This window comes from Polaromonas sp. Polasp52, assembly GCF_059491565.1.
Genome location: NZ_CP168513.1, coordinates 4,060,047 through 4,075,473, shown reverse-complemented (window position 1 = coordinate 4,075,473; position 15,427 = coordinate 4,060,047). Strand labels below are relative to the sequence as shown.

At 63.8% G+C, this 15,427-nt stretch carries 16 protein-coding genes; 7 read left to right on the top strand and 9 right to left on the bottom strand.

Features of this window, described 5'->3' with window-relative positions; all coding sequences use genetic code 11:
* Positions 1-158 precede the first annotated feature (158 nt).
* From ACEN9P_RS19120 to ACEN9P_RS19110, 3 genes are all read left to right on the top strand, one after another.
* On the top strand, positions 159-665 hold the full coding sequence (locus ACEN9P_RS19120) for a DUF1993 domain-containing protein (RefSeq protein WP_495620161.1): 507 nt from the start codon (positions 159-161) through the stop codon (positions 663-665).
* An 87-nt stretch (positions 666-752) separates the two neighbouring features.
* Positions 753-1,301: a hypothetical protein gene (locus ACEN9P_RS19115; protein WP_495620160.1), complete on the top strand. Its 549-nt coding sequence runs from the start codon at positions 753-755 to the stop codon at positions 1,299-1,301.
* A 1-nt stretch (position 1,302) separates the two neighbouring features.
* On the top strand, positions 1,303-1,782 hold the full coding sequence (locus tag ACEN9P_RS19110) for a GNAT family N-acetyltransferase (protein ID WP_495620159.1): 480 nt from the start codon (positions 1,303-1,305) through the stop codon (positions 1,780-1,782).
* Positions 1,783-1,788: 6 nt separating this feature from the next.
* Here ACEN9P_RS19110 and ACEN9P_RS19105 read toward each other — a convergent pair whose 3' ends face one another.
* Positions 1,789-2,157 carry an HPF/RaiA family ribosome-associated protein gene (locus tag ACEN9P_RS19105; RefSeq protein ID WP_495620158.1) on the bottom strand — a complete coding sequence of 123 codons (369 nt, stop codon included), beginning with the start codon at positions 2,155-2,157 and terminating at the stop codon, positions 1,789-1,791.
* 188 nt (positions 2,158-2,345) lie between these two features.
* The gene (locus tag ACEN9P_RS19100) at positions 2,346-3,248 is read right to left on the bottom strand and encodes a LysR family transcriptional regulator (RefSeq protein ID WP_495620157.1); all 903 of its coding nucleotides are present in this window, start codon (positions 3,246-3,248) and stop codon (positions 2,346-2,348) included.
* 123 nt (positions 3,249-3,371) lie between these two features.
* Here ACEN9P_RS19100 and ACEN9P_RS19095 point away from each other — a divergent pair, with 123 nt between their 5' ends.
* On the top strand, positions 3,372-4,397 hold the full coding sequence (locus ACEN9P_RS19095; RefSeq protein ID WP_495620156.1) for a zinc-binding alcohol dehydrogenase family protein: 1,026 nt from the start codon (positions 3,372-3,374) through the stop codon (positions 4,395-4,397).
* Between the two features lie 797 nt (positions 4,398-5,194).
* On the opposite strand, the gene ACEN9P_RS19090 is transcribed toward ACEN9P_RS19095, so the two are convergent.
* The 3 genes from ACEN9P_RS19090 to katG all read right to left on the bottom strand — a co-directional run bounded on the left by ACEN9P_RS19090 (position 5,195) and on the right by katG (position 8,392).
* Positions 5,195-5,692, bottom strand: coding sequence for a GNAT family N-acetyltransferase (locus tag ACEN9P_RS19090; protein ID WP_495620155.1), 498 nt, complete (start codon positions 5,690-5,692; stop codon positions 5,195-5,197).
* Positions 5,689-6,018: a carboxymuconolactone decarboxylase family protein gene (locus tag ACEN9P_RS19085; RefSeq protein ID WP_495622197.1), complete on the bottom strand. Its 330-nt coding sequence runs from the start codon at positions 6,016-6,018 to the stop codon at positions 5,689-5,691. Before ACEN9P_RS19085 ends, ACEN9P_RS19090 begins: the two co-directional genes overlap by 4 nt.
* 163 nt (positions 6,019-6,181) lie before the next feature.
* Positions 6,182-8,392, bottom strand: a complete 2,211-nt coding sequence (gene katG / locus ACEN9P_RS19080) for a catalase/peroxidase HPI (protein ID WP_495620154.1) — start codon at positions 8,390-8,392, stop codon at positions 6,182-6,184.
* Positions 8,393-8,587: 195 nt separating this feature from the next.
* On the opposite strand from katG, the gene ACEN9P_RS19075 reads away from it, so the two are divergent.
* Both ACEN9P_RS19075 and ACEN9P_RS19070 read left to right on the top strand, forming a co-directional pair.
* Entirely contained in the window at positions 8,588-9,211 is a 624-nt protein-coding gene (locus ACEN9P_RS19075) for a peroxidase-related enzyme (RefSeq protein ID WP_477660902.1), read from the top strand.
* 85 nt (positions 9,212-9,296) lie between these two features.
* Entirely contained in the window at positions 9,297-10,202 is a 906-nt protein-coding gene (locus ACEN9P_RS19070) for a metal-dependent hydrolase (RefSeq protein ID WP_495620153.1), read from the top strand.
* Positions 10,203-10,315: 113 nt separating this feature from the next.
* Here ACEN9P_RS19070 and ACEN9P_RS19065 read toward each other — a convergent pair whose 3' ends face one another.
* The 4 genes from ACEN9P_RS19065 to ACEN9P_RS19050 all read right to left on the bottom strand — a co-directional run bounded on the left by ACEN9P_RS19065 (position 10,316) and on the right by ACEN9P_RS19050 (position 13,269).
* Positions 10,316-10,738, bottom strand: coding sequence for an acyl-CoA thioesterase (locus ACEN9P_RS19065; protein ID WP_477660900.1), 423 nt, complete (start codon positions 10,736-10,738; stop codon positions 10,316-10,318).
* Between the two features lie 14 nt (positions 10,739-10,752).
* Positions 10,753-11,655: a DMT family transporter gene (locus ACEN9P_RS19060; RefSeq protein WP_495620152.1), complete on the bottom strand. Its 903-nt coding sequence runs from the start codon at positions 11,653-11,655 to the stop codon at positions 10,753-10,755.
* A gap of 3 nt (positions 11,656-11,658) precedes the next feature.
* Entirely contained in the window at positions 11,659-12,309 is a 651-nt protein-coding gene (locus ACEN9P_RS19055; protein ID WP_477660898.1) for a LysE family translocator, read from the bottom strand.
* Between the two features lie 177 nt (positions 12,310-12,486).
* Positions 12,487-13,269: an SDR family oxidoreductase gene (locus ACEN9P_RS19050; RefSeq protein ID WP_007868767.1), complete on the bottom strand. Its 783-nt coding sequence runs from the start codon at positions 13,267-13,269 to the stop codon at positions 12,487-12,489.
* 126 nt (positions 13,270-13,395) lie between these two features.
* Here ACEN9P_RS19050 and ACEN9P_RS19045 point away from each other — a divergent pair, with 126 nt between their 5' ends.
* Positions 13,396-15,081, top strand: coding sequence for an electron transfer flavoprotein-ubiquinone oxidoreductase (locus tag ACEN9P_RS19045; protein ID WP_495620151.1), 1,686 nt, complete (start codon positions 13,396-13,398; stop codon positions 15,079-15,081).
* Positions 15,082-15,427: the final 346 nt, after the last annotated feature.

Sequence of the window (15,427 nt, the reverse complement as noted above, 5' to 3'; positions counted from 1 at the left end):
AGGAGCAGTTTTTAATTCACCGTGAAACACGGCTTTCCGGCAAGTTTGCACCAGATGGCAGCAAAATTTTCGCAGCAGGAACAAAATCGGGACCGGCGTTTTGGCGCCACCCCATCACCCCACCACACAGCCCTCTCATTCAACCCACGAAAGCTTTTATGGCGCTCACCCTTTACCAGGCTTCCATACCCGTCTTTATCCGCGGCTTTGCCAACCTGTCGGCCGTGCTTGAAAAAGCCAAGGCTCATGCTGCGGCCAACAACATCGACCTCTCCACCTACGTCAATGCCCGCCTGGCGCCCGACATGTACCCGCTCTCGGGCCAGGTCCAGGGCGCGAGCGACGCCGCCAAGTTCGGCGCGGCGCGCCTGGCCGCCGTCACCCCGCCCAGCTTTGCCGACACCGAAACCACGTTTGAAGAACTGCAGGCCCGCATCGCCAAGACGCTGGATTTCCTCAAAACCGTGAACGAGGCGCAAATCAATGCGCGCGCGGGCGGCACCGTAACGCTCAAGGTGCGCGGCAAGGAAATGAATTTCGAGTGCGAGCCCTACCTGCTGAACTTCGTGCTGCCCAATCTCTTCTTCCACCTGACCACGGCGTATGGCATCCTGCGCCACCAGGGCGTGCCGCTGGGCAAGATGGATTACCTGGGGAGCTTTTGAATTCCGGACAGGGCATGGTAAAACCAGCGCTCCCGGCCACGGTGGCCGGACAGGCGGGATGACACCTCGCCTTACAACAGGAATTTCATGACTCCTCAACAACTCGTTGGCCTGGGTGTTCGTTTGTTCGCCGTCTGGCTTGCCATCGCGAGCGTGGCCTACTGGGCGACGATTCCCGCCACCCTTCTGGCATCCGCCAACCTGGGCAACACCCCCAGCATTGTTTCCTATGCCATCGGGGTGGCTTACGTGGCCGCAGCGCTGCTGTTCTGGTTTTTCCCCATGGCGATCGCCCACAAGCTGTTGCCCCGCACGCACTACCAGAACAGTTTGTCCGCCAAGCCCCATGAGCTTGCCAAGGTCGGCTCGGCGCTGCTGGGCCTGTGGCTGATCACCAAGGCGGCGCCGACCCTGGTATGGCTTATCTTCCGCAGCTTTCTGTTCGTGGCATCCAGTGCCGCCTTCTCATCGATCACACCGGACGCCAAGGTGGACATCTCCGTCGCCCTGTTTGAGTTGCTGCTGGCGGTCGTGCTGATTGTCAAGGCAGGTGCATTTGCCCACCTCGTGGTTCCGGTGGCTGAGGCGCCGCGCGAAGACCCGGAAGACCAGGAACCGCCCGAAGCTCCTCGCTGAAATGCACATCCGGCCCTACACAAACGCAGACCTGGCCGCCATCGCCCAGCTTTACACCGATGCGGTGCACGGCCTCACAGCCAGCCACTACGACGAAGCCCAACGCAAGGCCTGGGCGCCGCAGCCGCCCGACCTGGGCATCTGGGAAACGCGCCTGAAGCCCCTGAAGGTGCTGCTGGCGCAGGAGGCCGAAAACAGCGACGCGCTGCTGGGTTTCGTCGCCTACGAAGACGACGGCCATATCGACCTGATGTTCAGCTCACCGCTGGCGGCGCGCCGCGGTGTGGCCTCACAACTGCTGGGCCGCGCCGAGGCCGCGCTGCGCGCCATCGGCGTGGCACAGCTTTACACCGAGGCCAGCCTGGTGGGCCAGCCGTTTTTTGCGCACCAGGGCTTCACGGTCAAGGGAGAGCAGCTCGTCGAGCGGCGCGGCGCCCAACTGCGCCGCTTTGTCATGGTCAAGGCCCTGGACAAATCCTAGCGCGGGCTACGGCGCCCCGGATTCCGGCGCGGGTTCGTGCCGTATGGTTTCGCGGTCGCGGTGATGGTCGCGCAGCTTGCCCAGCGTGTGGTCCAGCATGCGCTTGAGTTTGTCGCTCGCGCCGCGGAAAGCCTGGTCCTGGTTGGGCGCGTTGTGGTTGACGGCCAGCGGCTCGTGGTGCGCCAGCCGCGCCTCCATCACGCAGCGTTTCTGGTCGGGGCCGGTTTTGTCGCTGTTCTCATCGCTCATGTGAATTTCGATGCGTGTGATGTCGCCTTTGAAGCGGCCCAGCGATTGGTGGAGTTCGCCGCTGGCCCAGCGTTCGAAAGATTCGCCGGTGTGCAGGCTGTGATTGGAATTGACCTGGATTTGCATGCGCGTTTTTCCTTTCAGGGGTTGCAGCGCGCGGGCCTGCGGGCCGGGCTGCCTGATGATCCGCCGGATGGCGGCTGGAAAATTCATTGTGCGCGCGATGGGCTCCCAGGTCTGTAGTCCTGAACGCAACCCTCAAGTAAGGGCGGGTTTGGGCGCTTCGCTTGCCAATACAGGCGCCTGGCCGCAAACTAGGCCTTGGTCAATGTTGCACAACGTTGCTCAATAAACTCCCGCAGCAAACGCAGGCCCGGTGTCAGCTGCCGCCGCCCCGGTAACACCATGTACATCGGCGAAGCCTCGGTTTGCCAATCGGTGCACAGCGCCACCAGCCGGCCCGCAGCCAGGTCGGCCACCACGTCCAGCCGCGATTTGTAGATGATGCCGCGCCCGGCCAGCGCCCACAGGCGCACCACGTCGCCGTCATTGGAGATATTGCCGCCGCTGGCGCGCACCACCACTTCCTCGCCATTGCGCCAGAACCTCCAGCGGTCATACACCTCTTCACCCAGCATGAAACACAGGCAGCTGTGCTGGGCCAGGACTTGCGGCGTCGTGGGCGTGCCATGCGCCTGCAGGTAGGCGGGCGAAGCGCACAGCACGCGGCGGTTGGTCAGGTGCACGGGCAGCGCCAGCATGCTGGAATCGGGCGGCTCGCCCTGGCGAAAGGCGGCATCGACGAGGTCGCTGTAGACATTGGTGACGCGATCCGACAAATGCAGGCGGTAGCGGATGCCGGGGTGTTGTTGCTGAAACGCCTCCAGCCAGGGCAGCAGCAGGTTGCGGCCGAAGTCGGAAGGCGCGGCCAGCTGCAGCATGCCGCTGACCTGCTGCCGGCCGCTGGCCAGTTCCAGCTGCGCATCGCGCAAGGCGGCCAGCGCGGGCCGGCAATGCGCGAGGAAGACCTCGCCCTCGCGCGTCAGGCGCAGGCTGCGGGTGGAACGCACAAACAGCGGCGCCTGCAGTTCCGCCTCAAGCCGCTTGAGCGCGGCGCTGGCGGCAGCCGGTGTCAGGTCCAGGCCGCGCGCAGTGGCCGACAAGCTGCCCGAATCCACGGTACGGACAAAGATTTCCAGGTCTTGCAGTGCTTTCATTTACAAATTTTATTTGTAAATATCTTCAATTGACAGCTTGTTTATCTTGATTTTCAAAATTCATACAGTTCAAGACCTGACTTTCGTTTCATTTCCGTCCTAACCATCTTCAAGGAGCATCCCATGAAAGCCATCGGCTACACCCAAGCCCACACGCTCGATCAGGCAGGCCAAACCGGCCTTGCCGACATCACCCTGCCCGACCCGACACCCACGGGTCACGACCTGCTGGTGGAGGTCAAGGCGATTTCCGTCAACCCGGTGGACGCCAAGGTGCGCGCGGGTGTTTCGCGCGCCGCGGGCCAGGACTACAAGGTGCTGGGCTATGACGCCAGCGGCATCGTGCGCGCCGTGGGCCCAGACGTGACGCTGTTCAAGGCCGGCGACAAGGTCTGGTATGCGGGCTCCATCACGCGCGCCGGCACCAACAGCGAACTGCACCTGGTGGACGAACGCATCGTGGGCCGCATGCCCGCCTCGCTCGACTTCGCACAGGCCGCCGCCCTGCCGCTGACCAGCATCACCGCTTGGGAAATGCTGTTCGACCGCCTCGGCCTGCAGCCGGGCAAAAAGCCCACACACAAAAAACTGCTGATCATCGGCGCCTCGGGCGGCGTGGGTTCCATCATGACGCAGTTGGCCGTGCGCCTGACGTCCCTCACGGTGATCGGCACGGCCTCCCGCCCCGAAACCCAGGCCTGGGTGAAGGAGCTGGGCGCCCACCACGTCATCGACCACAGCCAGCCGCTTGCCGCGGAACTCAAGCGCATAGGCATCCCTGAAGTCGACTATGTGGTGAGCCTCACGCAAACCGATTCGCACCTGGACCAGGTCGTCGAGGCGCTGGCGCCTCAAGGCCATTTCGGCCTGATCGACGACCCGAAGAACGTGGACATGACAAAGTTCAAACGCAAAAGCATCTCCATCCACTGGGAGTCCATGTTCACCCGCTCCATGTTCGGCACAGCCGACATGGTGGCGCAGCACAGGCTGCTGAGCGAGATTGCACAGCTGGTCGATGCGGGCTTGATCCGCACCACACTGACCGAACGTTTTGGCAGCATCAATGCCGCGAATTTGCGGCGCGCGCATGCGCTGATTGAATCGGGCAAGTCGCGCGGCAAGGTGGTGTTGGAAGGGTTTATTTGACCTGGCCGGTCGGGCTTGGTTTGGCCGGTTCTTGCTCCGGCCTTTGCGCTTTTTGTTGAGTTCTGCTGGCCGGGGGTAGCCCGGCAGCTGCTCACTTTTATCGAAACCCGCAAAGCGGGTTTTCTTTTGTTCGCCAAAAGGCGCGCTACGCGCGTGGGGTTTGCTCACTTCGCGCAGCGAAGTTATGCAAACACCAAAAGTAAGCAAAAGAAAAGGCGACCCTACTTGCTGCGTCCCTCCGCTTCGCTGCGGGCAACCTGCGGTGCTCGGTCCAGCCGGGGTCTCGCTAAACTCGCTTCGCTCAGACAACGCGATCCCTGATCCGTCTGGCCCTGCGCTCCTCGGCGCATCCAGAAGGGGTGAGGGCAAAAATACCAATACAGAAATCCACAAGGACACGCCATGGCGTGTCCTTGTTTGTATTGGCTCCCGCTCCCGATTGCCCCGTCCTGGCTGGGCCGAGGAGCGCAGAGACAAGCGGATCAGGGCCGGCGTTGTCTGAGCCGAAGGCGAGTTTAGCCGGACCCCGCTTGGCTCGAGCACCGCAGATTGCCCCGTAGCGAAGCGCAGGGGACCCAGACTGCGGGTCGCCTTTCTTTTGGGTACTTTTGGTGTTTGCGTAACTTCGCTGCGCGAAGTGAGCAAACCCCGCGCGCGTAGCGCGCCTTTGGCGAACAAAGAAAACCCGCTTTGCGGGTTTCGATAAAAGTGCCTCGCCCGCCGGGGCGAGACCCGGCCAGCTGAACTAAGAAGAGGAAAGCGGAGGAAGAGCGCGCCCGGCCGGAGCAAGACCCGCCTCACCCCAAAGTCTTGAACATCACAAGAGCATCCACCAACCCCAACCGCGAATGCCGAAAAGCCTTCGGCAAAATCCCCACCACCTCAAACCCCAAACGTTTCCACAACCGGACAGCCCGCTCATTGGTCGACACCACCAGGTTGAACTGCATCGCCAGGAATCCCATCGTCAGCGCCTCGCGCTGCGAGTGCTCGCACATGGCCGACGCCAGGCCCCGGCCCTGGGCCTCGGGGGCGACCACATAACCGCAGTTGCAGACGTGCGCGCCCAGGCCGGGCTGGTTGGGCTTGATGAAATAGGTGCCCAGCACGGGCCCCTCACCTTCGCGCACCACGTAGGTGGCGCGCGGCGCCTCCATCCATACGGCGTGGATTTCGGCTTCGGTGCTTTGCGGCGAAAAGGCGTAGGTGTCGCCGGCTTCAAAAGTAGCGCGCAACAGCGGCCAGACGGCCGGCCAGTCGGCTTCCTCGCAGCGGCGTATCTGCACCTGGTTCATGGCTTGGGCGCATCCACCACTTCGGCCGCCGTGCGGAAGGCCTCGACCGCGGCGGGCAGGCCGCAGTAGATGCTGGCGTGCAGCAGCACTTCCTGGAGCTGCTCCGGCGTCACGCCGTTGTTCAGCGCGCCGCGCACATGGCCTTTGAGTTCATGCTGTTTGCCCAGGGCGGTCAGCATGGCCACGGTGACCAGGCTGCGTGTCTTCAGGTCCAGCCCCGGCCGCTGCCAGACGTCGCCCCAGGCATTGCGCGTGATGTACTGCTGGATGGGCATCGAAAAGTCGGTCGCCTTGCCGAAGGCATTGGCCACAAAGTCTTCGCCCATCACCTGCTTGCGGGTGGCCAGGCCTTTGTCGAAGTCGCTGGAAGATGTAGCGGTCACGTGAGCTCCTTGGAACAGGTTCTTGAAAGCCCAAGCGTAGTGGAAAACAAAAAAGCCCGCCCGGGCTTTCACCAGGGCGGGCAAGATCAACTTCGTTCAGCTGGGGTCAGGCCAGGTCGTAACGGTCCAGGTTCATGACCTTGTTCCAGGCGGCCACGAAGTCGCGTACGAACAGGTCCCGTGCATCGCTGGAGGCATAGACCTCGGCGATGGCGCGCAGCTGGGAGTTGGAGCCAAAAACCAGGTCGTTCACGGTCGCCGTCCACTTGAGCTCACCGCTCGCGCGGTCGCGGCCTTCGAGCACGCCGGCGTCAGCAGCCGACTTCTGCCACTTGGTGCGCATGTCAAGCAGGTTCACGAAGAAGTCATTGCTCAAGGTGCCGGGCCGCTTGGTGAAGACACCGTGCGGGGCCTGGCCGACGTTGGCATTGAGGGCACGCATGCCGCCGACCAGCACCGTCATCTCGGGAGCGCTCAGGGTCATGAGGCTGGCCTTGTCCACCAGCAGTTCGGCCGCCCTCGCCTCCTGCCCCTTGCGGCCGTAGTTGCGGAAACCGTCCGCGGTCGGTTCCAGCACCGCGAAGGCCTGCACATCGGTCTGCTCCTGCGAAGCGTCCGTGCGCCCCGGCGAAAAAGGCACTTTCACGTCATGCCCGGCCCGCTTGGCGGCCGCCTCGACGGCGGCGCAGCCGCCCAGAACAATCAGGTCGGCCAGCGAAATCTTCTTGCCACCGGACTGCGCGCCGTTAAATTCGGCCTGGACCTTCTCCAGCACCTTGAGCACTTTTGCGAGTTCGGCCGGCTGGTTGACCTCCCAGTCCTTTTGCGGCGCGAGGCGAATGCGCGCACCGTTGGCACCGCCGCGCTTGTCGCTGCCGCGGAATGTGGCGGCGGATGCCCAGGCCGTCGTGACCAGTTGGGCAATGGAAAGCCCGGACGCGAGCAGCGTGGCCTTCAGCGCGGCAATGTCGTTTTCCCCGACCAGTTCATGGTCGACTGAGGGAATCGGGTCCTGCCACAGCAACTGGCCCTTGGGAACCAGCGGGCCCAGGTAGCGCGCGGCCGGCCCCATGTCACGGTGCGTGAGTTTGTACCAGGCCTTGGCGAAAGTGTCCGCAAACTCCTGCGGGTTGGCCATGAAGCGCCGCGAGATTTTTTCGTAAGCCGGGTCCATGCGCATGGCCATGTCGGCCGTGGTCATCATGGGTGCATGGCGCTGCGCGGGATCATGGGCGTCCGGCACCGCAGTCGCCGCGGCGGGATCCTTGGGCTTCCACTGGTGGGCGCCCGCGGGGCTCTTGCTCAGTTCCCACTCATAGCCGAACAGGTTCTCGAAGTAGCCGTTGTCCCACTTGATGGGGTTGTTGGTCCAGGCGCCTTCGATGCCGCTGGTGATGGTGTGCACGCCGTGGCCGCCGCCGAACTTGTTGGTCCAGCCAAAGCCCTGGTCCTCAAGGCTGCCGCCCTCGGGCTCAGGGCCGACGTATTTGCCCGGCTCGGCGGCGCCATGGGCTTTGCCGAAGGTATGGCCGCCGGCGGTCAGTGCGACGGTTTCTTCGTCGTTCATGGCCATGCGGGCGAAGGTCTCGCGGATGTCGCGCGCTGAGCCCAAGGGGTCCGGGTTGCCGTTCGGGCCTTCGGGGTTCACATAGATCAGGCCCATCTGGACGGCGCCCAGGGGGTTTTCGAGTTCGCGGTCACCGCTGTAGCGCTTGTCGCCCATCCACTCGGCTTCGGGTCCCCAATACACTTCTTCGGGTTCCCAGGCGTCCGGGCGCCCGCCGGCAAAACCAAAGGTCTTCAGCCCCATGGAGTCCATGGCCACGGTGCCGGCCAGCACCATCAGGTCGGCCCAGGAGATTTTTCGGCCGTACTTCTGCTTGATAGGCCACAGCAGGCGGCGCGCCTTGTCGAGGTTGCCGTTGTCGGGCCAGCTGTTCAGCGGCGCGAAGCGCTGCATGCCCGAACCCGCGCCGCCGCGGCCGTCGGCGACACGGTAGGTGCCCGCGCTGTGCCAGGCCATGCGGATGAAGAAGGGGCCGTAATGGCCGTAATCCGCAGGCCACCAGTCCTGCGAATCGGTCATCAGCGCATGGAGATCCTTGACGACGGCATGCAGGTCCAGAGTCTTGAACTCCTCGGCGTAGTTGAAGGCCTCGCCCATGGGATCGGCCTTGGGGGAGTTCTGGTGAAGAATCTTGAGGTTGAGCTGATTGGGCCACCAGCTGGCGTTGCCTGCGGCGCCGGCCAGTGCGTGTTTGCGGGCGCCGCCCGAGAACGGGCAGGCGCTTTCGCCTTGCGTCGTGTGATCAGCCATGATGAACTCCTTCAATGTGTATGGGATGAAACGCAGTCTAGGTTTCGCAGCAAAATATGCAAAGACAATTAAAAATATTCATTTAATAGTTTTTATTAATTGCACGCGTTTTACGCCAGGCCCATGTGGCCGTATGGGCCGTCTTGCCGTTACGCTTGAGCCGAGTCACTTATAAAGCCTTTGAAGGAAACCCTCATGACCAAGCCCGCAACGCCAGGCGCAGCCCCCCGCTACCCCGCCCCCGAACTCAAGGACCTGCCCGAGGACATCAAGGCCAAGGTCCTGGAAGTGCAGGAAAAAGCCGGCTTTGTGCCCAATGTGTTCCTGGCGCTGGCGCGCCGCCCCGCCGAGTGGCGCGCCTTCTTTGCCTACCACGATGCCCTGATGCTCAAGGAAGAAGGTTCCAACCCCAACGGAACTTTGACCAAGGGCGAGCGCGAGATGATTGTCACCGCCACCAGCGCGGCCAACAACTGCCTGTATTGCGTGGTGGCGCATGGCGCCATCCTGCGGATTTATGAAAAGAAGCCGCTGGTCGCCGACCAGGTGGCGGTCAACTACCGCAAGGCCGACATCACGCCGCGCCAGCGCGCCATGCTGGACTTCGCGATGAAAGTCTGCCTGCAGGCCGACCGGATTGAAGACGCCGACTTCGAGGCGCTGTACGGCCACGGCTTTGACGACGAAGACGCCTGGGACATCGCGGCGATCACGGCCTTTTTCGGCCTCTCCAACCGCATGGCCAGCTTCAGCAACATGCAGCCCAATACCGAGTTCTACCTGATGGGCCGCGTGCCCAAACCGCCCAAGCCGGCCTGACAGGGCGGGTTGAAAGGCCTCCGGCAAAGCTCAATAATGCGCATGGCCCCGCGTTCGCGCATGGCTTGATTCGAACCAGGATTTCATGACCCCAACCGCCACTCCCCTCGCCCCGGCCACACCCAACCCGGCATCGGCCAACCCGTCCGGACTGACCGTGCGCAAGCTCGAGATCGACCTGAGCCAGGGCTTTGACCGCCACTGGTATGGCGGCGACGCCTTCCTGAGCCAGTACCACAACGCCCTGTCCATGAGCTTTCCGGTCGGCGAGCAGTCCTTTATCGATGCGGTGCGCGACTGCGCCAGGCTGCTGCCCCAAACACCCGAACACGCCCTGCTGCACGACGCGGTGACGCAGTTCATAGGCCAGGAGGCCACGCACCGCCACATCCACGCGCTCTACAACGCGCACCTGGAAACCCAGGGCCTGGTCAACCGCTGGCAGCACTGGGCCACGGAGCGTATTGACTATGCGAAAAAAAGAGGCGCGCTGCCCCTGCACTTCCTCGCCGTGACCGCCGCGTACGAGCACCTCACCGCGGTGCTGGCCGACTACCTGCTGCGCCACAACAACACGCTGGACAGCGCCGACCCGCGGATGCAGACCCTCTGGCGCTGGCACGCGGCCGAGGAGACCGAACACCGCGCCGTCGCCTACGACCTCTACCACGCGGTGCGAGGCAACTACGCCTGGCGCATACGCTGGTACATCTACGCGATACTGGTCTTCACCTTTGATTCAGGGCGGCAGACGGTGCTTAACCTGTGGCGCGACGGCACGCTGTTCAAGCCCGGCACCTGGTGGAGCGCGGCCCAATTTTTCTGGGGCCGCAAGGGCGCGATGTGGTACACCCTAGGTCCGCTGCTGGCCTACTTCAGGCGCGATTTCCATCCGGACCAGGAAGCGTTTGCCAAGCCCGAGCAGCAGACGCGCGGCCTGGCCAGGCGCTGGTTCAAGGAAAATGCCGACAGTTTTCGCGTAGTCCGCTGAGCCGCTCAAAAACCCTCCTGGCGTTGTTGCGCCGCCTTGCCTGGTGCACTGTCTACGGCGGCGCGCCTAGCCAGGACCGCTTCGCTGGGTTTGTGAGCGGCTCTCTCTTTCTCTCAGTCCTCGACGATCTTGCGCATCCAGTCCGGCAGTGGCCGCGACTTCTGCGCGGGGAAATCCACCCAGATGGTGGTGGCCCCGCCGGCAGCGCAAACCACGCCCGGCGCATCACTGCGCTCCATGGTGGCCCAGCTCTCAAAGGTGCTGCGGCCTGGGTCGCTGACATACATCTTCATGAGCACATCGCCCGGGTATTCGAGCTGCTTGTAGAAATTGCAGAAGGCGTTGACGATGACCGGGCCCTCGCCGCGCGGGTCGGGCCGGCAGCCAATCGCGTACATCCAGTCAATGCGTATGGTTTCCAGGTAACGGAAGTAGCTGCCGTTGTTGAGGTGGCCCATGGCGTCCATGTCGCCCCAGCGTATCGGAATGAGCATCTCATGGACCAGCTTTTTCTTCTCGGGGATTTCAATCTTCATGGTGAACACCGCACCTAACGGTGCGCCCTGATGGAGGCAAGAATGCCCAGCGTGAACAGCACGCAGGCGGTGAGCTGCACCAGGGTGGGCCAGCGGCCGTCCCAGGCAAAGGAATACAGCAGCGCAAAAATCGTTTCACTGACGATGAGCTGCCCGCACAGGCTGGCGCTGAGCCGCTGGCTGGCCATGTTCCACAAAATCGTGGCCAGCCAGGTCGAGCCCACGCCGGCCACCACGCACAGCAGCACAAAGGTTCCGCGGTCCGCGCGCGCGGCCAGCAGGCCAGCATCGGATCCGGCGGCCCCCCACATCAGCAGCGCGCCCAGTCCGGTGGCCACGCCCAGCCAGTTGGCCCAGTCGGTGGCGTTGACTTCCGGATGCCGCTTGAGCCAGGCGGAGTTGAGGATTGCAAAAACCGTCCAGCACACCAGCGAGCCCGCCACAAACAGCATGCCGCGCCAGAAATGGGTGGCCGCGCCTTGGACCCCCTCGTGCGTGGACCCCATCATGAGCACCAGCCCGGCCAGCGTGAGCGCCAGCCCCGGCAGCAGTGCGGCCCAGCGCAGGCCCTGCGGTTTGCCCAGCAGCATGACCCAGATCGGGATGGTGCCTATGACCAGCGAAGGCACTTCGGTGCCCGCATCGCGTATGGCCAGCACCAGCAGCAGGTAATAGCCGCTAAAGCCCAGGATGCTCATGAGCAGCGCGGTGCCGGCCTGGCGCAGCGTGGGCAGGCGGCGGCTGCGCAGCCCGGCCAGCATCACCAGCACGGCGACCACACCGTAAACGGCAAAGCGCCCGGCCGTGAGGTCTATCGAAGAATAGCCGCCCGCGCCCATCTCGAGCATGCGCGGCGCCACAAACACCAGGCCCCACAGCGCACCCGCCGCGAGCCCGGCCAGAATGCCGGCCAGCATCTATCAGGCGGTGTGCGCGGTGGCGACCAGGCGCAGGCCGAGCAAACCCATGGCGCCGGCGGCCGTGCGGTCCACCACGGCCTTGCTGCGCAGGTAGGCGGCACGCGGCACCGACGACGACAGCACCAGCGCCACCACGGCATACCAGCCGGTCTCCATCACCAGCACACCGGCCAGCACCAGCATGGCGGCCGGCAAGGGAAACTGCGCAGGCAGCAGGGCCGCGAACACGCTGCTGTAGACCACCACAATCTTGGGATTGCTCAGCTGCGTGACCAGCCCCTGGCGAAACGACTGCAGCACCGTGCGGCGCGCCGCGCCCTTGTCCTGGCCGGCCATCTCCAGCGGCTGGCGCGCGCCGCGCCAAATCTGGATGGCAATCCACATCAGGTACAGGCCGCCCACGACCTTGAGTGCCGTGTAGACGCCGGGCAAGGCGGCCAGCAAGGCCTGCAGCCCGGCCAGCGCCAGCGCGGCAAACACCAGCGCGCCCAGGCCCATGCCCAGCGCCGCGGCCAGGCCGTCGGCGCGCGAGCGCGACACCGCGATGCGCGCAACCTGCACAAAACTCGGGCCGGGGCTGACTACGCCCGCGAGCAAGGCCAGGAAGATCAGGCCTATGGGGCCGAGGTAAGGCACTACGGAATCCATCATGTTGTTCTCCAGGATTTGATTGATGTTGTGAATATCAGGTTGCGTGTGTGTCGTAAACCGGCTGAGAGTCGCTCACAAAACCCAGCGAAGCGGTCCTGGCTAGGCGCGTCGCCGCAGACAGTGCACCAGCACGGCAAGGCGACTGCAACAACGCCAGGAGGGTTTTGTGGGCGACTCTCAGACGCCGAAGCCGTCATCCGCCGCGATCACCGCACCGTTGACAAAATGGCTCTCGCCGCTGGCCAGCATCACCAGCAGCGCGTCCAGGTCCTGCGGCTTGCCGATGCGCTTGCGCGGCAGCATCTGCACCAGCTTTTTGCCCTGCTCGGTCTCCCAGTGGTGGTGGTTGATCTCGGTGTCAATATAGCCGGGGCAGATCGCATTGACGTTGATGCCGAACTTGCCCCACTCCAGCGCCATGGCTTTGGTCATCTGCACCACGGCGGCCTTGCTCATGCAGTACACGCCGATCTGCGGCAGCACACGCAGCCCGGCCATGGAGGCGATGTTGATGATGCGCCCGCCGGCATAGTTGCCGGGCCCGGCGCCGCGCGAGCGCGCCAGCATGCGCTTGCCGACTTCCTGCGCCACAAAAAAAGCGCCCTTCACATTGGTGTTGAAAATGAAGTCGTAGTCTTCCTCGCCCACATCCTGGATGCGCTGCGTGGTGCTCACGCCCGAGTTGTTGACCAGGATGTCTATGGGGCCGACCTCGGTTTCGGCATGGGCCACGCCGGCCTTGATGCTGGCATGGTCGGTCACGTCGAGCTCGACCACATGCGCGTCGCCGCCGGCCGCCTCGATCTGCGCGCGCAGGTCCTTGAGCTTGTCCAGCCTGCGGCTGGCCAGCACCACGGCCGCGCCGGCGCGGCTCAAGGTCGTGGCGAACTGGGCACCCAGTCCACCGGAAGCGCCGGTCACGAGGGCGACACGCCCTGTCAGGTCAATGCTGTAAGCCATTAGAGGCTCCTCTCTCAATTTAAAGCACACAAAAGAGAACGACCGTTCGCATCGCTGCATTCGCGACATAAAATCCAACGCGAGACCGACAATCCTTCCTGAAAAATCATTATCAGCGAGTCCCCGATGAATACCCAAGAAATTCTGGCCCAGTTCGGCCCCCGTGAGGCGATGGAATACGACGTGGTCGTGGTGGGCGGCGGCCCCGGCGGCCTCGCCACCGCCATTCGCCTGAAGCAACTCGCGGCCGAAAAAGGCAAGGACATTTCCGTCGTGGTGCTCGAAAAAGGCTCGGAGCCCGGCGCCCACATCCTCTCGGGCGCGGTGATGGACCCGAAAGCGCTGACCGAGCTGCTGCCCGACTGGAAAGCCCAGGGCGCGCCGCTGAACCAGCCCGTCACCGCCGACGAGGTGCTGTTCCTCAGCGAAAAAAGCGCGGTCAAGACACCGGCCTTCTTTGTGCCGGACTGCTTTCACAACGAAGGCAACTACGTCATCAGCCTGGGCAATGTGGTGCGCTGGCTGGCGCAGCAGGCCGAGGGCCTGGGCGTTGAAATCTTCCCGGGCTTCGCGGCCGCTGAAGTCCTCTACAACGACGACGGCTCCGTCAAGGGCGTGGCCACCGGCAACCTCGGCATCGGCAAGGACGGCCAGCCCACCGACAACTTCCAGCTCGGCATGGAGCTGCATGGCAAGTACACCGTGTTCGCCGAAGGCGCGCGCGGCCACCTGGGCCGCCAGCTGATCAGCCGCTTCAAACTCGACGAAGGCCGCGACCCGCAGGGCTATGCGCTCGGCGTGAAAGAGCTGTGGGAGATCGACCCGGCCAAACACAAGCCCGGCCTGGTCATCCACACCGCCGGCTGGCCCATGGACAGCCAGACCTACGGCGGCGGTTTTATGTACCACCTGGAGGACAACAAGGTCACGCTGGGCATGGTCACCGGCCTGGACTACAGCAACCCTTACCTGAGCCCCTTTGAAGAGATGCAGCGCTGGAAGACGCATCCCAGCATCAAGGCCTACCTCGAAGGCGGCAAGCGCATCAGCTACGGCGCGCGTGCCATCACGGCGGGCGGCGCTTTGAGCCTGCCCAAGACCGTGTTCCCGGGCGGCGCGCTGATAGGCTGCGACGCCGGCTACCTCAACGCGGCACGCATCAAGGGCAGCCACGCGGCCATCAAGAGCGGCATGCTGGCCGCCGAAGCCGCCTATGAGGCCGTCACCGCCGGCCGCCAGCACGACGAGCTGGCCGCCTACCCCGAGGCCTATGCCAAGAGCTGGCTCGCGCAGGAACTGAACCAGTCGCGCAACTTCAAGTCCTGGTTCAAGAAGGGCCTTTACGTCGGCGCCTTCATGACCGGCATCGAGCACTGGCTGCTGCCCAAACTGGGCTTCAAGTCGCCGCCCTGGACCATCCACAACAGCATTCCCGACTACGCCAAGCTCAAGCCGGCCGCCGAGTGCACGCCCATCGTGTACCCCAAGCCCGACAACAAGATCACCTTCGACCGCCTGAGCTCGGTGTTTGTCTCCAACACCAACCACGAAGAGCACCAGCCCGCGCACCTGACGCTGAAAGACGCCAGCGTGCCGGTCAACATCAACCTGGCCAAATACGCCGGCCCCGAAAGCCGCTACTGCCCGGCCGGTGTCTATGAGTTCGTGAAGAACCCCGACAACAGCGACCGCCTGCAGATCAACGCGCAGAACTGCGTGCACTGCAAGACCTGCGACATCAAGGATCCGACGCAAAACATCGTCTGGGTCACGCCCGAAGGCGGCGGCGGGCCCAACTACGCGGGCATGTAAGCGCCGCACACCCTCTCACAAAAAGCCCGGATGCTTCCGGGCTTTTTTTATGGCCGCGCCGCATCGCGCACGCGGCCTTTGTCATTCAGTCGCAAGCGCGCCACATATACACGGCGCAAGCCTTGGCAAGCTTTGTGACTTTCTGTCCGGCCCGCTACGCCGGCAGCTACCGTGCATGCCTGGTGCACACCCCGCTGGCAGGCGTTTTTCGCGTTTCACTCACAAGTGCTTACCGAACGATTCGACACGCTTTGAGGCCTGTCTCACACCCTCCGACGCAGGCTCGCGGCTTACGCTGACACGCTTTCGCCCCTTGCCGCAAAGACACTGGAACTGTCCTTGAGTC